The following is an 18,380-nucleotide window of genomic DNA, read 5'->3' on the forward strand; positions in this document are numbered from 1 at the left end:
GCTTGCAGCCAGCGTATGTGCAGACGCTTCTTAGTCACGCTGCAAGTACGTCCGTGTAAGCTCTACGATGGCATCCATGCCATCAAAGGCCTAAGCCGCATCTGCACTTGGTTGGAAAAGCGGAATAGTTTGGCTTAGGAGCCATGCCTAAAGAGCTAAAATTCTTATTTTGCTCTAAACCAATTATTCATATAAATCCTCAACAATTTCTTGTTGATTTAACTTTACAGGTAGCTCTTTGAGTAAAGGAGAAGTTTTTCCGTGCATAATATCAATGTACCCAAACGACTCCAGCCTAGTTAAAGACTCCCTAACAAGAGCTCTACTTGAGTTGAGTATATTGCTTAACTCCCTTTCCGATGGCAGCTTGTCACCGACTTTTATGTTGTTGTCATTGAGATAGCTAACAAGACTGCTTAATCCAGCGTGTTTACTTAAAGCTTCTTCAAGCTTTAAGTTGAAAAAATCGCGCTCACCTTGTTCATCTTCCCAGGATTGCTCATCTTGCCAGTAGTCAACTAAACCTCCGCTGACAGACTCTATCTCAAGATGCCCTAGAGCGTATTTCCCTACCAATATAGCGCTTTTTATTTCTACCGATATAGTCATATCTCGCCCTCCAATATCGGCTTCTTTTCGATGTGTTCCACTTGCAGAAGCTTTTATAAATGCAACGAATCCATCTTTAAATGCCGAAGACTCTATGCCTTCAATATTTACCTCTTCAAAAATAGTATCGGATTCGGCAATTGCACTAGATGTACCCTCATGCTCAAGAAGGTCATGACTATTATTTTCACACAGCTCCACACTAAGTTGTTTTAAATCATCATCGTTAACAAACTCATATGGCAATTCTTCAAGTACAGTTTGTATGTGCTCAAATAGCATTTCAGGGCTCAAAGTTTCATTTTCTGATTCTTCTTTGGATATGATATTTTGAATCTTGTGAGCTAATTTATTAGCGCTGTAGTAAATATATTTAACACTCGACAAACTCTCATTGTTGAAATTTTCATCATCCAATAAAGATTTAAAGTCTTCATATCCGAATATGGCAGCAACTAGTTCACTAGCAACGCTCAGAGATAGGTTTACTCCATCCTGCTTAACACTATCTGAAATTAATGACATAAATAGAAATGCTGATGGGAAACGATGGGAGGCCAAAGTCGCCTTAACTTCAGCACTAGTTGCATTAAATTGCTTACGTTCAAGTTCAGCTTGAATTTTCTTCTTATCTTCTTCTGTTTTAGCTATGAATCTTTTACTTTCAGCTTCTTCGGCTCTTGCAGTAGCTTCTTTAAGTTTAACCGTCCCCTCTTCCGCTTTTACTTTAAACCTTGCAGTTCTTTGCTTTCGCAACTCAGATAATTCTTTTTTGCGATCAATTTCTAGTTGTACATTTTGCTCTAAAAATTGTTTGTCGGGGTTAGCTTTTAACTTGGCTTTATTTAGCTCTTCTTGCTGAACTACCTTCCTGAGGTCCACATCAACAGCTTGTTGATGCAACTTATTATTAACTACCGTTTGCATATTCTTTGCGGTCAATGAGACCCAGGGAAAAATAAATAGATAACCGATAGTTAGCAAAAAAGGAATTGTAAAAAGCGAATTGAAAGCTAGCACTTCAGTAAGTGATAAATATTTATAAAAGCCACTAACTCTTTGAGATACGGTTCCTTCGCCAAAAAAGAGAAGTGAAATGTAGTTCCAGTTACAAAGACACCAAGAAACTAGAAACGAGCCGACAATAGGATCAGTTATTCTAGTTTTAGCGCTACCTGAAATTGATGACCATATATCATCGATTGTTTTCATTTGTCATGAGTCCGTTGCTAAAGCAATTGCACCACCAAAAAGATATAGGTCATTTCAGTGTTTACACATACTGGCATTATGATTGTATAAACATAATTAAGACAATGATTTATTGATAAATAATGGGAGGTTAATTTGATTAGAAGAACTACAGAGACCACCTATTCCCCATCGGAGTTGCCGAAATACGTAGATAAAAATGCCGTAGAGCCATCATGGATGATGGTTCAGGCTCGGGGGGACATGGATGCCCCATCGGAAGCGTTAGCAATTTATCCATAAGCATGAGGATCAACAACTTCGTCGGGGGCGGCTGGGACTCTTTATGAAAGAAATGGCCAAGAGGGGGAAGCTGTTGTCCCCCTTTTGCCCGGGTGTGGGATGGAATTCCACGACTTTTATCAAACGCAGTTTGATTGCTTAAGTTCAGACGTAGTCTGATAAACAAAGTTGTTAGACAACGTCTAACCATCAACCCAAAACGCAAAGCAAAAAAAAGCATCCCATTGGGATGCTTTTTTGTTTTACAGCCTAACGTAAAACTCAACTTATTAGGCTTATCAAAGTTACCCGTGGGTAACTCAATGGGTATCCGATAATGTACGCAAGAGTCGGATTGAAAAGTAGTCCGGTCGAAGCTTCTAATAGCAATGCCTCAGCTCTGTCGAATCCGGCCCAGCCAGCGGAGCTAGCTAATGTCGAACTCCCAGTCGATTGAGTCTTCGCTATATCAATGAACTCTCCGACCTAAACCGCTGAGTTCAAATTAGCAAAAAAATGTGACGCACGTCAACATTTTTATTTTATAAATTTAAATACTGTTTAACATTTACCCTGAAACCAATAATTCTACTGACGAATAATTCAGCAAACAAATACGACATAATTCACTGATATCGGATCGATTAGCCCAAGATTAAACCCTCGAGCTTCAGTCATTTGGTTTAACGTAAACAACCAATAACCGCTCCGTTTTATCAAGCACTAAACCAACTCTTAAGCTCATTTAAACTCAGCTTGAGTAAACTCCAGCAACTGCTGATATAACCATCTTAAAGCCGGGTCATTCATACTCTGCTTATGCCACACCAAACTATAGGCCACTTCACCATAATCAAGCGGCATAGCCTTAGTCACTAAGCCCTTAGTCTGAATGGCATTTTCAGCCCAACGCCGCGAACAAGTAAACAGCAACTCACTGTGTTGGCACAGTAACGCCGCACTACCAAAGTCGGCCACAGAAATAGGTACCGCACGATTGCGCGACTGTTGGGCTAATTGCATCTCAAAATATGGGGTGTTGAGGTCAGTATCGCTAATACTGATATGGCTAAAGCTCAGGTAATCATCAATAGAGATCTGCGCCTGAACCGCCAGTGGATGCTCAGGATTCATCACACATACCATCTCGTCGCTGAGTAAGGTCTCCCACACTAATTCCTGCTGGGAGATCGGTGGCTGACTTCTATCATGGGGCAGCAAGATAAAGTCCAAGTTACCTTTGACTACTCCCTCAAAACCCATGCTATCTTTAGCAAAAATATCTAAACGAATATTGGGGGCGAGTGTCAGCACATGAGCCATGAATTTGGCGGCCAATAATTCGAAGGTACTCTCGCGCATGGCCAGTGAGAAACGGCCTTTATAGTCTGCGGGGTTAAACGCCTCCTGAGTCACCAACTGATTCATGTCATTAATAATTTGATGCACACTCGGCCCGAGCCGCCTCGCTAGCGGCGTGGCCACCAGCTTGTTACCGTGTCGATAAAACAGCTCATCATCAAGGCTTTGCCTTAACTGGCTTAAGGTTTTACTCACCGAAGATGGGCTTAGACATAAACGCTCAGCACTGGCGGTCACACTCAGGGTGTCGAGCATCACATGCAGGGTGATCAGATGCTTCATGCTGATCCGAGAGAGTTTTGCTAGATCCATAAGTCTGCCTAAGAGAGCCGTCTATTAGTAAAAGGAATATTAAACTGGAATATAGACGCAAATCCCTTTACGGTACATTGCAAAGCCCCATATTCACGAGCGCCATCGCATATCCCCTTACGCCTTGTCACCAGCGAGCGCTAATAACATCCATTTTCCGTGTTCGATTTTTTGCCGTATAATCTCGGCTCACCAATTTTTAGGCAGATCAGCATGTTCCATATCGCGCTTTACGAACCCGAAATCGCTCCAAATACCGGCAATATCATCCGTTTAATCGCTAACAATGGCTGTAAACTGCATCTAATTGAGCCGTTAGGCTTCGATTTGGAAGATAAAAAACTACGCCGCGCGGGTTTAGACTATGCCGACTTAGCCAATGTGACCCATCATAAAAACTTCGAGGCTTTTCTCGAAGCAATGGACGGTAAACGCATTATGGCCTGCACGACAAAGGGCAGTCGCCCGCACTCAGAGCTGACGTTCAAGCAAGACGATGTGTTGCTATTTGGCCCTGAAAGCCGCGGTTTACCTGCAGATATCATCGATTCGATTCCAACCGAGCAGCGTCTTCGAATTCCAATGATGTCAACGAGTCGCAGCCTGAACCTGTCGAATGCCGTTGCCATTATCAGCTATGAAGCATGGCGTCAGCTAGATTACGCTGGTATGTAAGCGTTAGCTAAAAAGATAAAGCCATAAGTGTGCCAGACACAACGCCAAAAGCTGCCCATCCTTGGGCTTTTGCCATAAGTGTTCCAGACACAACGCCAAAAGCAGCCCGTCCATGGGCTTTTGCCATAAATGTTCCAGACACAACGCCAAAAGCTGCCCGTCCTTGGGCTTTTGCCATAAGTGTTCCAGACACAAAAAAGCCGCGATAATCGCGGCTTTTTGCTAGTTAAGCTGATGTAAGCAATCTAAAACTTATGCTTATCCACCAAAGCCCACATCGGTCATATTCACTTGCTTGACCTTGCCATGCTCTTTAGCAATCGGCGCTATCTTTGCCGCGTTACCTATGATGACAAACTGTAGGTTTTCTTTCGGGAAGTAAGTGTCAATTAAACGCTTAGATTCCTCTAACGTTAAGCCATCCACCTTGGCCTGAAACTCATTGATAAAGGCATCGTCAAAACCATACAGATACATATCTGTCATCAAGCCTGCAAGTTGGCCACTAGTCTCATACTTAGGCGGAAATTGCCCCTTCACGTAGGCTTTTGCTGAGTCTAAGCTTGCTTGATCTAAGCCCTGCTCCCAAAGCCTTGCGTAAGTTTTCAATGCAAGATCGATGGTTTCCTTGGTAGTCGCCGTCTTAGTGAAGGTGCTGATCTTAAAGGTACCCGAAGCAGAATAAGCGCTAAAGCCTGAGCGCGCACCATAGGTCAGACCCGCATTGACTCGTAACTCATCATTTAGCCATGAGGTAAAGCGGCCGCCTAAGATAGTATTCACCACAGTCAGCCCAACAAAGTCGGGGTTATCACGACGAATACCCATGCCACCGATAAGAAAAGTGGTCTCGATCGCATCCCCCTTATCTACCAACAATACATCAGCTTCATCGAACTGAGGCAGATCTTTTGATAGGTCGACTAAAGTGACGGGCTCTGAGTCTTGCCAGTTTGAAAACAGCTTCTCTAGCTTGGCTTTCATCTGAACAGGTTCAAAGTCACCCACCACGCTAATGGCGGTATTCGATGGCTGATAGTAGCTTTTATGGAAGGCGCGTAACTGTGCAATGGTCAGCTCGGCTAACGAGTCGCGGTTACCTGATGTGGCATTGCCGTAGGGATGCTCGCCAAACACCAGCTTGTCGAAATAACGGCTAATCACCGCTCGCGGGCTCTCTTTGGCCTGAGACAGACTGGCAATTTCTCGCTGACGCAACTTATCGAACTCTTTGTCGTCAAAGTCTGGCGAGACCAGCATATCTTTGATTAACGGCAACATCTTATCGGCATCTTTAGCCATAAAGTCGGCACTGATATAGCTACCCTCTTTACCTGCGCCGCTACTTAAGCTTGCCCCTAAGAAATCCACCTCTTGCTCTATCTCAAGCTTGCTCTTACCAGCCGCGCCGAGCATCAAACCAGCGGCGGTCATATCTGCCACACCAGAAGTGGTGTCATTAACTGCCCCCGCGCGGACGATGGCATCAATCGTGATAAGTGGTACTTCACGCTGAGGCATCATATACACGGTTAACCCGTTAGAAAGCGTTACCTTTTGATAGGCGGGTACACTAAAACTACCAGTATCTACCGTCTTTGATGTCTCAGTTGCCGCGCAACCCGCCAATGTCAGCGAACTGGCAACGGCCACTGCCGAGAGTAATCTCTTCGATCGCAGCAGGGCTTTCGAGGCGCTTAGGGTTGAATTACACTTTCTCATTGGTCAGCCTCCTCGGTTGCAGCCAGTACGGCAACGGTACGGTTTGCACGTTTTAGGTAAGTTTGCGCTACACGTTGAATGTCTTCCGGCGTCACCTTGTTGTAGGCTTCTGGGGCGTTAAATAGCTTGTCGTAACTGCCAAAGAACAACTCATAGGTGCCTATGGTATTGGCCTTACCATTAATGGTTTCCATGGCGCGATAAAAGCCCATTAGCTTGATATTCTTAACCTTCTCTAGCTCTTCTGCTGTGACCCCATCACGAGCCACACGATTGATCTCACTGATCATCGCATCTTCTAGCTCTGGCGCGGTCACTCCGGGATTAGCCACACCCATCACGTAAAACAGGTTCGGATCAAATGACATCGGCATATAGGTATCGACTTCTATGGCGACTTGCTTATCGACTAAGCCTTGATACATGCGCGAGCTATTACCTGTGGTCAAGATTGATGACAATAGATCCAACGCGTAATAGTCGGCATTTGAGGTGGCAGGGATATGGTAGCCCAGCATCACGTTGGGGGTACTTACCGAAGCTTTTTGCACGAAGACGCGGCGTTCACCCTTTTGTAGCGGCTCAACGGTTTTAACCTCTCGTGGCGGTGCCTGTGCTGGAATTGGCGCAAAATACTTATCGGCAAGCTGCTTTACTTCGGCCAATTTAACATCGCCCGCAATCACCACTACAGCGTTGTTAGGCGCGTAATAAGTCTTGTGGTATTGGATTAAGTCTTCTAGGGTCCAGGCAGCGATATCAGACTCATGACCGATAACCGACCAGCTATAAGGGTGGGCTCTAAAGGCCGCGCCTTTAAGCTCTTCTTGTAGCACGCGCCAGTTAGAGTTTTCCAGCCCTGTTAAACGCTCAGAGGCCACTACGCCACGCTCACTTTCCACCATCTGCTCGTTAATATCTAGGTTCTCGATACGATCGGCTTCAAGATCAAAGATGGTCTCTAGCGCATTCGCTGGGAACCAGTCGGTGTAAACGGTGAGGTTTTCTGTGGTGTAGGCATTGTTTGCCCCGCCAGCCGCTTCCATGGTGCGGTCGAACATCTTAGGGCCATATTTTTTCGAGCCGTTAAACATCATATGTTCGAAGAAGTGAGAGATCCCGGTAATGCCCGGCACTTCGTTACGTGAGCCAACCTTCCAGAAAAGGTACATATTGGCGTTGGGTATCGAGCTGTCTTCCAATACCATTATCTTCATGCCGTTATCCAAAGTGAAACTTTGAATATCTTTGGCCTGTGTCGCTTGCACCATTGGCGCTGCTAATAGCAGGCCAATAGACAATAACAATGCCTTGGTATAGCGCTTCATTATCCGCTCCTTGTTTAATACCAATTGGTATAAGCACTCTTGTTATATGCTGATTTTTATAGTCAGAACATAACGAAAATTCGATTTTCTTCGATGAATATTCTTTTTCATCGCGACTCCTCACGATGAAATCAGCATCCATCAAAAAGCAAATTGTGATGAAAATCAAATTAACTGCGGCAAATATTTGTAACTCAAGGTAAACCTGAAGTAACACTAGAGCAATCTTGTTTTTTTCGCTGGCTGTTTTATGCTAATTTCAAACTCTATTTCATCGACAGTTAGGCCACTACATGTCATCAGAAAAGGATTTCAGCACATTAGATACTCTCAACTGCAACACAGATGTGCATTTGCAGTTGCTCACGCCGACACAAACCATTCGTCTACGCAGCCGTTTAATAGGCGTCGATCCGGGACGTTCGGTCATTTTGTCCCTAGGGAGTGACAAAGCTTGGCAAGCCGCGAGCGCCTATGTCAGAGAAAGGCAGAGCGTGGTGATTAGGGTGGTCAATAGCGATGAACAAGATGCCACGATCTTGGCCTTTAGAAGCAATATTCACCAAATTCTCTCAGTGGCGGGGCGCTGGCTTATTGTTAGCTACCCAAAAGAGCTGCAGACGGTATCTTTAAGGCAACACTCTAGAATTCCAGTCAATATTAAAGCCAGTCTTACCGCCATAGATTCGAGCGTGATCATCTCATCGGGTTATCTAAAAGACATCTCAATTAAAGGCGGCGCCTTTGTTAGTGAGACCAAGATTAATTTTAATATCGATAGTCAGTATCGTCTCAAGATGGAGTTCGACGGCGAGCAAGAGTCCATCTCTATCACGATTAAAAACCAACAGGAACTCGACCCCAGCTCAAAGCTGGCCCAATATGGCTTTACGCTCAACACTGAAGCCGAAGAGACTGAGGAGTTGCTGCAAAAAGTCATCTTGCAGCACCTAAACCAATAAGATTTGATTCTGGCTTTTTAATATTCAAAGGCCTGCCCACTGAGTCAATCAAGTCGGCAGCTTAACCATGGTCATCGCTTATTGAGCCAGAAACACCTGCTCCACCTTGTGTAGCAATTGAGGCGACTTAAGTTCGATCTCGCCCGTCATCAAAAAGGAAAAGTTCTCGGCAATAATCTCTTCCGGATGAATAATGTAATTAGTATTTCGGCCTATCTGCTTAAAGAAACCTTTAAACTCGGATACCTTGACGATTTGTGCGTTATCAGGATCGTATGCTGCGATATTAGGCAGCTCATCGCTACCGACGATCACAAACTTAAATTCAAGATAATCGAAAAACTCGCCACCCTTCTCAAGACTGTAGCCCGGCTCACCTGAATACAGAATAGGTACGACCCAAACCATTTTTCCGTCATGCTTCACTCTAATTGCAAAGTCGTTTATAGGTGCATCTGGGTTAGTGATTTTCTGTTGAGCCAGTGAGCTTGGGAAAGGAATTTCACCAACGGGATAAAACCCTATGGCTTGATAGAGTTGCTGCTTCACTTGTGGATTGAAGCGAGAAAAAACATGCAGTAGTTCATGGGCGATTAACGCGGGAAGCCTTTGTTGATTATCAATCTGCTTCTGCTGCAAGATAATGGCCTGCCCACGGGTGTAGGCGGCGCCGCCTTCTTCTAAGCCTGTGGTTTTAATAAATTGAATCGGCTGTGGCAGGTTTACTTTTAATGCACTCAGTTTAGGTTGAAGTTGATTAAATGCTTGAGTCACAGCGTCGCGGTCTTGCGGCGTCCAGTCTAGTGTCTGAGTGGCTACAAATGCTAAGTAATCAGGCTTACTCGGGCTATCTTCACGCTTCATGCGCGAGGCCATATCGAACTGGCTAATGCCACGGACGAAGTCATCTTCCAGAGTCAGTACCTTGGCGGCATCAGCTTTATTTAGAAAGCTAATGGGCTCATGGGTTGCGGCCTGAGCGGGAGTCAACAGCATCACACTCAAACAGATCCATACCGAATAGATAAATGCCCAGTTTGTTATTCTCATGTCGATCATTCCTTTGTTCATATTTATCGCCAACTCTTTTCAGCAAGTGCGAGAAGTAAGCCGAATCACTCTCAGCCTAAAGCAGAGCTAAGCTTTGGTAAACAGCACCACATCATTACCCAGCACTTCTAATGTCCAATTATACTGCTCTGCAATCCACTCAAAGGTCGCTGTTGAATAGAAACAAATATGTGTCGGATCACCTTTGTAATGCCATCGACTGAAAGCCTCGAGATCACCGGCACGCTTAGTCATTATCAAGAGCAAGGAGCCCGGCTTTAACAAGCCATCTAATCTAGCTAATAAAGATTTGGCATCCGCAACATGCTCTATGACCTCGGTGGTAATGACAAAATCATATTGTTTGTTGAGCTTCTCAGGATCATTACAGTAATACAGATCGTAGTTATCAACCTTCACGCCCTTCTCTGCCGCCATCACGCTAATTGTCGGCCCAGGACCACAGCCAAAGTCTAACCCTTGGGCGTCTTGAGGGATCCGTTCGAGTATGGGGTCAAGCGCCCGCGAGAGGAATCTGCGGTAACCTAGATCTTCTGAATCATTTTGATGTTGATCGTAAATGGCTTTTTCATCGGCAACACTCAGATGAAATGCCTCAGGCACAGACACTAAGTGGCAATGGCCACAGCGCTGATACTCTCTAAATTTATCTTGATAAAAAGCCTGTAAACTCGGCTGCTGACACAAGGGACAGATACTCAAAGGATATTCCTAACTCTACTTATTTAACTATTCAAAAGGTTTTGGGATTTTGCGATCGATGCTTGCCGCTTCCCTAGCTTCACGTAAATACTTCTCTTCTCGAGACTCTCGCTGCTTAAATTGCTTCTGCGCCTTTTCTCTTTGCTCGCCTTCCCAATCACCTGACTCTTGCCTTTCAAGCACTTTCTTCTCTCGGTCTTCTCTTTGCTTGGCGGCATCTCGTGCTTTTTGTAACTGCTCTTGCTCGACTCGCTGTTTTACCTTCTCTGCTTGCACGGATAATGAGTCGGCGCGAGCCTTTGTAGACTCCTCAGCCGCTAATCCAAAACTCATCAACATAATGCAGGTTATCGCCAACACTTGTGCTTGCGATACGATATATTTAATGGCCACAGCTACTCCTTGTCATAAACTTCTCATCTCGGTCTCTTATTCTAACTAATTCATTCACATTGGCACCGCCTTTTATTCACCCCTTGAGTTAACCAGACTTAAAAGGCAAGAAATCAATTGAAGTTCAGCAACTTATACCAATAGGCTTCCATCAACTTTTGAGTGTAATTTCAAGTGTATTCTTTAAGGTTTGTGAAAATATTTAATGTAAATGTTCTCTAGATTCAATTTTATTACATCTTAATTGTACAAAGCGTCAAATAAAGGTATTTTTGACGCCAAGCTGACTAAGCTATATCAAAATATAACTTTATTGTCGTAATAATCAGTAATTTGCCTCTAAAAAATGTCATGCCAAAAGGAAGAGTGTATGAGTTTGTTAACCTGGTCTGAATTGTACCCACGTGTATCTTCTACAGATCCGGCACTATCCGAGCAACTCTTGCTCTGGCAAAACGAGTCTGAATCAACCGCTCTGGCCATATTACAGGGGCACCATTTCCTTGCAGCTACTCCTGCGGCGCTCAATTATTTTGAAAGCTTAGAGCAGAACTTTATTCATGCCACCCCCTTCGATTTTTCTCCTAGGCTGCAGTCTTCAGGAAGAAGCAGCGTCGAGTATGGTCAGCAAATGATAAATAAAGCGTCCAAGGGCGAAGTCGTCTCATTGAATTGGTTGCATATGAGTCAGCAAGGTAAAGAACTGCCTACCGTGTTAACCCTTTATCCTGCACAGCTAGATGAAAGCATAGTCATGCTAGTCTCATTCCAGCCAATGGATAGACGTAAACGTAGCAGGACAAGTATCAGCAACGGCTTTGAAACTCTTTCTAAAGAGCTGATGTCGATAACCTTAGAAGACAGCGCCGAAGCCGTTTATATCACAGATGAAGACAATAAAATTTTGGCGGTTAATAAGGCCATGTGCCGGATCTGTGGTTACAGCGCCGAGCACTTGATTGCCAAGACCCCTAGCGAAATCAACTTAGAGTTACCACACCAAAGCCAAGTCCCCGATAACCCCCTCAAAGGCAAGGGTAGCTGGCAAGGGGAAGTCTGGAAGTGCCGTTCAGACGGAACAAGCTTCCCGGCATGGCAAAGTTGTCGACGGATCTACGCCGACAACACAGTGTTTTACGTTAACTTGTTTAGCGATATTAGTGAGAAGAAGGCGCTCGAAAACAAGCTGACTCAACAAGCCATGTATGACAAGCTCACTGGGCTACCAAATCGTTTTCATCTGATAAAGTTGCTCAATAAGGCGATCAACAATATCAAACAATTTCCCGACTTGCTCGGCGCTCTGCTGTTTTTGGATCTCAACGGTTTTAAGAATATTAACGACAGTTTTGGTCATTCGACCGGAGATAAAGTCTTACAACTCGTAGCGGCTCGCCTCGAGGCTTGCTGCTTCGAGAATGCTGAGATCGCTCGTCTAGGTGGTGATGAGTTCACCTTAGTCTTACCTCAGTGTCGAGATAAACAAGAGATTGAAGCATTCTCTGAGCAGATACTATCACTCTTTGAGGCCCCCTTTGAGATTAATGGCCAGAAATTCTATCTCGGCACCAGTATCGGGATCTCGCTATTTCCGCAGCAAAGTGACGAACCCAATCAGCTATTAAGCATGGCCGATACCGCTATGTATTCGGCCAAAAATAGCCCCAAGCATATCCGTTTTTATAACGCCACCATCCGAGAAGCTGCCGAGAAAAAGCTTCATACTCTAAATGACTTACGCCATGCTCAAAGCCTTGGTCAGTTCAGCTTAGCTTATCAAAGCATTGTCGATTTAGAATCCAATAATACGGTGGCTGTTGAGGCCCTATTGCGCTGGACTCAGAGCAATGGTGAAGTCATTGAAGCCCATGACTTTATTCCTTTATTAGAGGAAGCTGGCCTGATGGTTAACGTTGGGCAGTGGGCGCTTGAGCAAGCTTGCATTCAAATGCTCAAATGGCATCAAGAGTTCGACTCGAAACTTAAGATCAGCGTTAATGCCTCAAGAGCGCAACTGGAACATCCAGACTTTATTCATATGCTTAACGGGTTACTGACACGTACTCAGCTTCCTGCTAGCGCCTTGATTATTGAAATCACCGAGAATGCGTTTATTCACAGACCAAAATTGATGACAAAGGTCTTAGCTCAATTAAAAGAAATGGGTATTAGCATCACGATCGACGACTTTGGCGCTGGATTATCCTCCTTTAATTGGCTCAGCAGTCTACCGATAGACTGCCTAAAAATTGATGCAGACTTTACCCAGCGCTTAAATAGCAATCAAGGCAGAAAGCTTTGCAAAGCCATTATGCAACTTGCGCAAACCTTAGAGATCGATTTTGTTGTCGAAGGGGTAGAGACTCAAGTCCAAAAAGATGTACTTTCAAGCCTAGGAAAAGGCATGGGACAGGGGTACTTCTTTAATAGACCAGCATCGGCTGAGAACTTTTCCTTTGAGGTACTCGCTCCAGCTTACGCGACACAGCAGATCCTTTAAAGCGTTGCTGGAAGAAGGTAGCTACGCCAGCACTCTGAATAAGTTATTCAGTGTCGCCCCCTGCAAAAGCTGTTGCCGGCGTAGCCCCTATTATCACCATAAGATGATAAGGTTATTAAACCTGATTAATTGCAAAATTAGCGTGATATCTACGGTGTTTTCTAAAGGAATAAACGATTTGAATCACAAAAGCTTACATCTATATTTTATCTAAAAACCGTTGCATTTCTTTACCTTTAACCATTCCATATAAAAACCACTAAAAATAATAAAGGTTATCGATACCTAGCCCGCACCTCGGCTGGCATAGAAGCCAACCTTTGCTCTACCATGGCGTTTAATGCCTTGGTTAGAGGTGCCACATCTTGTTCATTATCTATGGCCTTTAACATCATAGCAGCGGCTTCTAAGGTAGACAGGCTATCACTGCGGCTCGCCTTGCGTATGGTGTAATTAGAAGCACTATCCAAATCTAGATGCAAAGCCGGATAAGCCTGTAGCCACGGATTAAGCTGCAGCAATTTATAGGCTTTTCGCCAGGTGCCATCCAAAAAAAGCAGTATCACTTCTTGCTCAAGCGCTATCTCGTTGGCCGACACACTGGTGTCTGACGGATACACTAAGTAAACCGGCTTGCTAGACTGGGCTAATTGCTCGCGTAACTCTGCAAAATCATCAGGGGTTTCACCCACCACCACTTGAGTATTTGCAATAACCAGCTCTAACAAACGCACACTATTCTTCGCATGCCCAACTTCACTGGGATCTTGCAAAATTATCAGCTCAGGTTTGACCTGCATGGTTTCAATACTGGCACATAGACAGGCTTTTTGTGGATAGTGGCAGTTTGGACAAGTTGGACGGGACACGAGACCTCTGGGTAATTGTTTAATATAGCCTGCAAATTGTAGCCGAGTGTTGATACAAATAACATGACATTGAGATCCACTGAAACTCATCAAAAAAAAGCCTGCCCAGATGGTTAGTCTGTGCAGGCTAAAGTGTTTCAGGGTGAAACAAAGTTAACTGTTACTATCTTCAACTGACCGCTCGGCAATCAAGCCTAATAAGCGTGTTGTTCTTGATGCCAATGGTCAAACTTAGGCATAGCCATCATGGCCAGAAGCGCAACAGCGCCTACGCCCATCAAGGTTGCAACTGCATAAGGGGCAGTTAGACTTGTTTGCTGCACTAATGCTGTCAGCAGTGAGGCACCACTCATCTGGATAAAGCCAAGCATTGCCGTTGCTGTACCCGCTCTTTCACCAAAGGCTGATAATGCCATACTGGTTGCAGGACCAAGTAACAGTGCAAAACCAATACATAGCAACATCATAGGCAACATATAGCTATACGCCGCCATCATACCCGCTTGTGGGCCAACGAGCTGCACCAGTACTTGAGTCACTGCAGACACTAGCATTAGCGCTAATGCGATAATAACTGTGGGACGATTACCTAACTTTTTGATCACTAGTGGCGCAGCAAAACAAGCGATGATATTCACCACGGCATTTAAGCCAAATAGGCCGCTAAACGTTAACTCCGACACACCTAGGTGGCCAATCAACCAAACTGGCGCGTAAGACACGTAACTTAGAATCGCTGCCATACCCGCCATACAAGCGATGGCATAAAATAGGAAGTGTGGCTCGGTAATAACCGGCTTATAGCGCGCCCAGCGATACAGCGGACCATCGCTAATGGTATTTTGTGGACGAGTTTCAGGTAAACGTAGGCTTACTATGGCCAGAATAACTAGGCCGTACAAAGCCATGAAGATGAAATTTGATCGCCAGCCAAACTGCAACGCCAGCATGCCACCTAATGTCGGTGCTAAGGCTGGAATAATACAGATCATGCCATTTAAATAGCTGTAATAGCGTGCGCCCTCTTTAGGAGAAAAACAGTCCCGCACCGCACTGAACACCACGATAGAGGTCGAACATGCCGCTAAACCTTGCATCACCCTGGCGATTTGAAGCCAATGAAACTCCACCGCAATAGCCGCTAATACACTGCTAATCATATAAAAAATGATGCCACCTATGGCAACCGGTCGACGACCATAGCGATCAGCCAGTGGGCCAATTAATAACTGACCGGTACCCATGGCAAACAGGAAAAGCACTAGTGTCGATTGGATCTCACTAGCAGACACAGCAAACTCAGCCGCCATTACTGGCATAGAGGGGAGGTAAATATCGATAGCCAAAGGACTTAAAATCACCATTGGCAACAAAATGGGTAACAAACTACGACGCATGATCTTTCTCAACATTTGGAAAACAGCGCTATAGTAATCAAACTAAGGTATGAACAGAAATGATATTATTTCCATTATGAATTTCCATTGAGGAATATCTTTGAAACTTGAAAATCTCGCACGTATCGATTTAAACCTATTGGTTATCTTGCAAGTGCTATTAGAGGAGCAGAGCGTCACTCGTGCCGCCAACCGCTTACACCTCAGCCAGTCGGCTCTGAGTAAAAGTTTAAATCGCTTAAGGGATACTCTTGGGGATCCGCTTTTCCTGCGTACCGCTCATGGACTTAAGCCAACAGCCCACGCAGTACATTTAGGCAAAATCCTGCCCCAAAGCCTTCAAAGCTTGTATCAACTGACACTGCCGCCAAGCTTTACGCCCCATAACAGTACGCGGCAGTTTTCGTTTGCCATGGTGGAAAGCGCCTACGAAACCCTGCTGCCTTACTTTATCGGCACATTACTCAATCGCGCTCCCAACCTTAAGCTCGATAGCTTTGTTTGGAGCGAGAATTCGATGCAGGCGATTCAACAAGGGCAGATTGACTTTGGCATTGCTGGTCGCGAACTGCACCCGCAATCGGCCTTCCAAGTGGATAGACTGCCCGAAGGTGTCGCTCATCAAACCCTGTTTACCGATCATCAGCTATGTTTGGTTCGCCAAGATCACCCCATTCTCTCTGCTGTAGCTGCGGGTCATTGGGATCTGACTGTCTATCTAGAGATGTCACATGTGCAGGTGCGCTGTGAAGGAAATGACTGGTGGGCACTAGACTATCATCTCGCTGATTTAGGCCATCATCGCCGCCTGAGCACTATCGTTCCCGATTTCTATGGCGCTGCGAGTGTTTGCGCCCATAGCGATTTGATTTTTACTTTACCGGCGAGCTTTGCCCAACATGCGAAGAAACTCTACCCCTTAGTGGAGTTGCCACTACCAATTGAGTTTATTCCGCTGGCCTACGTACTGCTCTGGCATGAGCGAAGTGCTGAAGATCCTGGGCATAGATGGGTTAAAGAGATTATCTGTGAGAGTGTCGCCAAGGCATTTTTAAATAGTGATAGCACTAAGCTTGTAAATTAGATTAACCTTTATTAACGTGATCTTGGTTCAAATAGACGGCAGTATAATATTCAACAGTTAGCCTTAAGCATCACGAACAAAAGACTAAGCCATTCAGTCTTCATTCATCTTCTTCGTGTAAGCTAACATTAAGATATTTTGGAGAACATATGATTTATAGCCAATTTCAGAACAATCCGATGCAGAACCGATTTTCAGGTACCCGTGGCTGGTTAGCATTCGTTATCGGAATCGCGTTTATGACATTAGCCTTAGTCGCGCTACCATTTCTACTCCTGTTTGGTGCCATCACTTTTGTGGCCTTGAGCCTATTTGGACGGGTATACCTTAAACGTCAACTTGCTCGCTTTCAAAAACAGCAAGCGAATAAAGAGTTCCAGTATAGTGAAGAGTTTCAGGAGGCGATTTATAAAGAAGCGCCGACCTCTGCACCACACAAAGGCCGTACGTTTGAACACAATCCTAACGAGCCAATTTAACTAGAGCGTCAAGCAGGTAAAATAACCATATCCGACGCGTTTAGAGGTCTAGATAACAGGCTTTCGAAACGCGTCCATTTTTCTGCTTTAGTGTCAGCTTTTGCCTCGACCCATGCAGCTACAGCATCTTCACCCACGCTATAATTAATCACGTAAGAACGATTGCGTTCGTAAAACTTTACTCGCTGTTTGGCGCGAGACTCTGGATATAGCGCACCGTCAATCAACATCTTTTCGGCCGTTTCGGCATCGACCTGCTTATCGGTTAGAGATTGGCTGACATAGTTCTCATAGTAGCCCAGCTTTTTAACCAATTTTAATATCTTGTGAAACAGGGCGAGATCGCCCTCTAAACCTGCCAGCGGCATTAGCACGTCACGCTCAAAAGCCAACACCTCTTCATCGGTCATGATCAGACTCAGCGCATAGTTAGCGCTTCCCTCTGACAGGTAAGAGATAGGGCTATACAAAGGATAGATGGCGTATTCTAGCCATTGCTTAGCCTTCACCAACTTCTGCTCTTGTAAAACATTGAATACGTGATGCCCAGGATAGCCTTCATGAGAGGCCAACTCTAAATATCGTTCAATGCCTAGAGGTTGATCTTGGTTTAACTGGATTAAACTGTGAGAGCCCCCCTTGTACCAGTTATACGCTGTCCACACCTTATCGTTCACATATTCAATTTCAAAACTTTCATTTTCGGGTAAGTCCATATGCTTGCGAGTGAGTGCCCGCGCAATATCCACCGAAGCGCTAAATACCTCAGTGGCCTTGTCTTTAGGGACAATAAATTGCGATTTAAACGCATTATATCGATCGGTAAGCGAGCCTTCTCCCGGTAATAGCGACTCTATGTCGACCAGTACTTGTTGATGCTCGCTCAAGGAATAGGGGCTAAGATGACAATCGTATAAAGCAATGGCTTCTTCATCAAAACTCAACTGTTTACCTTGTAAAAAATTAAGGTAAGCGCCGATGGAGTGCCACTGAGTCTTCAAAAATTGATAACGTTCGCTGAGTTCATCTACTGTTAGCTGTAGCCCTAACGTTGCCAATAGCTCAGAACCAACTTGATGCTGATTTAACAGATCGGGGATAGGCTGCCAATAGGTTTCTTTCTGCCACTCTTTTGGGCCGTAATAAGCGTCGACATAATAACTATCATGCTGACCAACAGCCAAAGCGAGCTTGATATAACGCTCTGCAAACTGATTCAGGGCTTGCTGCTGTGCGTCATTGGATAATGTTGAAGCACTAGTTTGTTCAGTATCAAATTGTGGCAAGAGAACTCCTATCGAGTAAACAGATAATCAAAATCACGCCACAGTATACATTATACAATAATGATGTCGATTGAGTAATTTGACTAACTAGTCACCCAGTATAGAAGATCAGGATCGCGCAGTGCTGGTCTTTATAACCTTTTACGGCAAATAACA

17 protein-coding genes are annotated in these 18,380 nt (G+C 44.8%); 6 read left to right on the plus strand and 11 right to left on the minus strand.

What is annotated here, in order from left to right; translation table 11 throughout:
- Window positions 1-183 precede the first annotated feature (183 nt).
- Window positions 184-1,821, minus strand: coding sequence for a GntR family transcriptional regulator (locus Q1A86_RS02870; RefSeq protein WP_299802779.1), 1,638 nt, complete (start codon window positions 1,819-1,821; stop codon window positions 184-186).
- A gap of 135 nt (window positions 1,822-1,956) precedes the next feature.
- Between Q1A86_RS02870 and Q1A86_RS02875 the strand changes: the two genes are divergently transcribed.
- Window positions 1,957-2,103: a hypothetical protein gene (locus Q1A86_RS02875; RefSeq protein WP_299802780.1), complete on the plus strand. Its 147-nt coding sequence runs from the start codon at window positions 1,957-1,959 to the stop codon at window positions 2,101-2,103.
- 720 nt (window positions 2,104-2,823) lie between these two features.
- On the opposite strand, the gene Q1A86_RS02880 is transcribed toward Q1A86_RS02875, so the two are convergent.
- Window positions 2,824-3,756, minus strand: a complete 933-nt coding sequence (locus Q1A86_RS02880) for a LysR family transcriptional regulator (protein ID WP_299802781.1) — start codon at window positions 3,754-3,756, stop codon at window positions 2,824-2,826.
- Window positions 3,757-3,969: 213 nt separating this feature from the next.
- On the opposite strand from Q1A86_RS02880, the gene trmL reads away from it, so the two are divergent.
- On the plus strand, window positions 3,970-4,431 hold the full coding sequence (trmL, locus tag Q1A86_RS02885; RefSeq protein WP_012275452.1) for a tRNA (uridine(34)/cytosine(34)/5-carboxymethylaminomethyluridine(34)-2'-O)-methyltransferase TrmL: 462 nt from the start codon (window positions 3,970-3,972) through the stop codon (window positions 4,429-4,431).
- 7 nt (window positions 4,432-4,438) lie between these two features.
- Here the strand turns inward: trmL and Q1A86_RS02890 are convergent, their stop codons facing one another.
- The 3 genes from Q1A86_RS02890 to Q1A86_RS02900 all read right to left on the minus strand — a co-directional run bounded on the left by Q1A86_RS02890 (window position 4,439) and on the right by Q1A86_RS02900 (window position 7,481).
- The gene (locus tag Q1A86_RS02890) at window positions 4,439-4,609 is read right to left on the minus strand and encodes a hypothetical protein (RefSeq protein WP_299802782.1); all 171 of its coding nucleotides are present in this window, start codon (window positions 4,607-4,609) and stop codon (window positions 4,439-4,441) included.
- Window positions 4,610-4,689: 80 nt separating this feature from the next.
- Window positions 4,690-6,153: a pitrilysin family protein gene (locus Q1A86_RS02895; RefSeq protein ID WP_299802783.1), complete on the minus strand. Its 1,464-nt coding sequence runs from the start codon at window positions 6,151-6,153 to the stop codon at window positions 4,690-4,692.
- On the minus strand, window positions 6,150-7,481 hold the full coding sequence (locus Q1A86_RS02900) for a pitrilysin family protein (protein WP_299802784.1): 1,332 nt from the start codon (window positions 7,479-7,481) through the stop codon (window positions 6,150-6,152). Before Q1A86_RS02900 ends, Q1A86_RS02895 begins: the two co-directional genes overlap by 4 nt.
- A 293-nt stretch (window positions 7,482-7,774) precedes the next feature.
- Here Q1A86_RS02900 and Q1A86_RS02905 point away from each other — a divergent pair, with 293 nt between their 5' ends.
- Entirely contained in the window at window positions 7,775-8,443 is a 669-nt protein-coding gene (locus tag Q1A86_RS02905) for a PilZ domain-containing protein (RefSeq protein WP_299802785.1), read from the plus strand.
- 78 nt (window positions 8,444-8,521) lie between these two features.
- Here Q1A86_RS02905 and Q1A86_RS02910 read toward each other — a convergent pair whose 3' ends face one another.
- From Q1A86_RS02910 to Q1A86_RS02920, 3 genes are all read right to left on the minus strand, one after another.
- Window positions 8,522-9,493: a hypothetical protein gene (locus tag Q1A86_RS02910; protein ID WP_299802786.1), complete on the minus strand. Its 972-nt coding sequence runs from the start codon at window positions 9,491-9,493 to the stop codon at window positions 8,522-8,524.
- Window positions 9,494-9,580: 87 nt separating this feature from the next.
- Window positions 9,581-10,216 carry a class I SAM-dependent methyltransferase gene (locus Q1A86_RS02915; RefSeq protein WP_299802787.1) on the minus strand — a complete coding sequence of 212 codons (636 nt, stop codon included), beginning with the start codon at window positions 10,214-10,216 and terminating at the stop codon, window positions 9,581-9,583.
- A gap of 27 nt (window positions 10,217-10,243) precedes the next feature.
- Window positions 10,244-10,609 (minus strand): hypothetical protein, encoded by a 366-nt coding sequence (locus Q1A86_RS02920; protein ID WP_367277873.1) that lies wholly within the window; start codon window positions 10,607-10,609, stop codon window positions 10,244-10,246.
- Between the two features lie 370 nt (window positions 10,610-10,979).
- On the opposite strand from Q1A86_RS02920, the gene Q1A86_RS02925 reads away from it, so the two are divergent.
- Window positions 10,980-13,109: a bifunctional diguanylate cyclase/phosphodiesterase gene (locus Q1A86_RS02925; RefSeq protein ID WP_299802788.1), complete on the plus strand. Its 2,130-nt coding sequence runs from the start codon at window positions 10,980-10,982 to the stop codon at window positions 13,107-13,109.
- 275 nt (window positions 13,110-13,384) lie between these two features.
- Here the strand turns inward: Q1A86_RS02925 and Q1A86_RS02930 are convergent, their stop codons facing one another.
- Entirely contained in the window at window positions 13,385-13,978 is a 594-nt protein-coding gene (locus Q1A86_RS02930) for a tRNA-uridine aminocarboxypropyltransferase (RefSeq protein ID WP_299802789.1), read from the minus strand.
- A gap of 194 nt (window positions 13,979-14,172) precedes the next feature.
- Window positions 14,173-15,375 carry a multidrug effflux MFS transporter gene (locus Q1A86_RS02935; protein ID WP_299802790.1) on the minus strand — a complete coding sequence of 401 codons (1,203 nt, stop codon included), beginning with the start codon at window positions 15,373-15,375 and terminating at the stop codon, window positions 14,173-14,175.
- 100 nt (window positions 15,376-15,475) lie between these two features.
- Here Q1A86_RS02935 and Q1A86_RS02940 point away from each other — a divergent pair, with 100 nt between their 5' ends.
- A complete protein-coding gene (locus Q1A86_RS02940; RefSeq protein ID WP_220765589.1) occupies window positions 15,476-16,459 on the plus strand; it encodes a LysR substrate-binding domain-containing protein in 984 nt (327 codons plus the stop codon).
- 149 nt (window positions 16,460-16,608) lie between these two features.
- Window positions 16,609-16,938, plus strand: a complete 330-nt coding sequence (locus tag Q1A86_RS02945) for a hypothetical protein (protein WP_299802791.1) — start codon at window positions 16,609-16,611, stop codon at window positions 16,936-16,938.
- Between the two features lie 8 nt (window positions 16,939-16,946).
- Here the strand turns inward: Q1A86_RS02945 and Q1A86_RS02950 are convergent, their stop codons facing one another.
- On the minus strand, window positions 16,947-18,224 hold the full coding sequence (locus tag Q1A86_RS02950; protein WP_299802792.1) for a hypothetical protein: 1,278 nt from the start codon (window positions 18,222-18,224) through the stop codon (window positions 16,947-16,949).
- Between the last annotated feature and the right edge of the window lie 156 nt (window positions 18,225-18,380).

It is taken from the genome of uncultured Shewanella sp., from assembly GCF_947497935.1.
Taxonomy (GTDB): Bacteria; Pseudomonadota; Gammaproteobacteria; order Enterobacterales; family Shewanellaceae; genus Shewanella.

What these genes read in the sequence shown, in the direction of transcription:
- Q1A86_RS02900 (WP_299802784.1), bottom strand. Translation starts at nt 7,481, where the DNA reads ATGAAGCGCTATACCAAGGCATTGTTATTGTCTATTGGCCTGCTATTA.
- trmL (WP_012275452.1), top strand. Translation starts at nt 3,970, where the DNA reads ATGTTCCATATCGCGCTTTACGAACCCGAAATCGCTCCAAATACCGGC.
- Q1A86_RS02870 (WP_299802779.1), bottom strand. Translation starts at nt 1,821, where the DNA reads ATGAAAACAATCGATGATATATGGTCATCAATTTCAGGTAGCGCTAAA.
- Q1A86_RS02905 (WP_299802785.1), top strand. Translation starts at nt 7,775, where the DNA reads ATGTCATCAGAAAAGGATTTCAGCACATTAGATACTCTCAACTGCAAC.
- Q1A86_RS02910 (WP_299802786.1), bottom strand. Translation starts at nt 9,493, where the DNA reads ATGAGAATAACAAACTGGGCATTTATCTATTCGGTATGGATCTGTTTG.
- Q1A86_RS02945 (WP_299802791.1), top strand. Translation starts at nt 16,609, where the DNA reads ATGATTTATAGCCAATTTCAGAACAATCCGATGCAGAACCGATTTTCA.
- Q1A86_RS02935 (WP_299802790.1), bottom strand. Translation starts at nt 15,375, where the DNA reads ATGCGTCGTAGTTTGTTACCCATTTTGTTGCCAATGGTGATTTTAAGT.
- Q1A86_RS02895 (WP_299802783.1), bottom strand. Translation starts at nt 6,153, where the DNA reads ATGAGAAAGTGTAATTCAACCCTAAGCGCCTCGAAAGCCCTGCTGCGA.
- Q1A86_RS02890 (WP_299802782.1), bottom strand. Translation starts at nt 4,609, where the DNA reads ATGGCAAAAGCCCAAGGACGGGCAGCTTTTGGCGTTGTGTCTGGAACA.
- Q1A86_RS02925 (WP_299802788.1), top strand. Translation starts at nt 10,980, where the DNA reads ATGAGTTTGTTAACCTGGTCTGAATTGTACCCACGTGTATCTTCTACA.
- Q1A86_RS02880 (WP_299802781.1), bottom strand. Translation starts at nt 3,756, where the DNA reads ATGGATCTAGCAAAACTCTCTCGGATCAGCATGAAGCATCTGATCACC.